At 37.9% G+C, this 1,353-nt stretch carries 2 protein-coding genes; both read right to left on the reverse strand.

Annotated elements, in window-relative coordinates; genetic code table 11:
* On the reverse strand, positions 1 to 542 hold a 542-nt coding region (locus tag AC1DRQ_RS31585), incomplete at its 3' end, for an ABC transporter permease (RefSeq protein WP_477430113.1).
* 77 nt (positions 543 to 619) lie between these two features.
* Positions 620 to 1,353 (reverse strand): ABC transporter permease (locus AC1DRQ_RS31590; protein WP_477430115.1); only part of this gene is annotated, 734 nt, incomplete at its 5' end.

A 1,353-nucleotide genomic window follows, 5' to 3' on the forward strand; every position in this document is an offset into this window, starting at 1 on the left:
GTATCATAAGTTACTACACGGCCAAGCATCTGGTTATAAGGCATTTTAGGGAAATATTTGTTAGCCTGGTTTGTGGTCAGCACTACCTGGTTGGGTGCGTTTAATGCAGTTTTAACATTACCGGCAAGCCAGGTGTAGTTTAATAAATTTAAATAACGGCCATCGGTTAATATCACATTTTCCTGTATTTTAAATTTAACAGGCACGCCAGATTTTGTTGGAATTAAAACATTGGGCTGGGACAACTCAAAAAATGGTGCGGATATTTCAACACCGCTTACCCCTGTCCTTACCGCTTCAGGTACAGGGCCAGAAACCCCTCGGTTATGTGCCTCTTCTCCGGAAAAAGTATAGTTAGAAACTACCCTGTATATGCGGTTGCCATCGGGAAAAGACTGATTAAAAGTAAAGTCGAAATGAACGATGAGGTAGATAACCAGGGCCGAGCTGATACCAATAGATAAACCAATGATATTAATAAGTGTAAAAAGCTTATGCCGCCAGAAATTACGGAGTGCTATTTTGAAATAGTTTTTTATCATATGTTTTAAATTCTAAAATCTAATTTCTAAATCCTAAAAAGCTTTTTGCTTTGAGCTTTCAGCCTTTGGCTTAAATCCTATTCGCTTCTCAAACTCTTCACCGGGTTAGCCATAGCTGCCTTGATAGATTGAAAGCTAATAGTTACAAATGCTATTACCACAGCTATAATACCAGCCATTACAAACACCCACCATTGAATACTAATGCGGAAAGCAAAATCAAGCAGCCATTTACTCATGGAGTACCAGGCTATAGGCAAGGCTATTACTGAGGCTATTAATACCAGCTTTAAAAAGTCTTTGGATAACTCCGTTACAATTTGCGGAATACTGGCACCCAGCACTTTACGCACCCCTATTTCTTTTACCCTTTGGGTTATGGTAAATGCGGATAAACCAAACAGGCCCAAACAAGCTATAAATATGGCTATAAAAGAGAATATGGTAAACAAGTTTCCTTGTTGCTGTTCGCTATTATATAATTTCTGAAATCGCTCATCAAGAAAAGTATATTCAAAGGGAGTTTCAGGTTGTAATTTACGCCAGGCCTCCCGTATTGTATTTATGGCCGAATTAACATTATTACCACTTATTTTAATAGATAACCTGGCATAAGTATTATTTTGAAACGATGGCATCCGCATCAACAAGGGTATAATATTTTGATGGAGCGATTCAAAATGAAAATCATTCACCACTCCAATAACTTTCCCTTTTACGCCACCGTAACTTAAATTTTTACCTATGGCATTTTCAGGAGTTTTCCAGCCAAGTACTTTTACTGTTGCCGCGTTTATTACATAGTTATTGC

This window comes from Mucilaginibacter sp. P4_E8 (assembly GCF_056401495.1).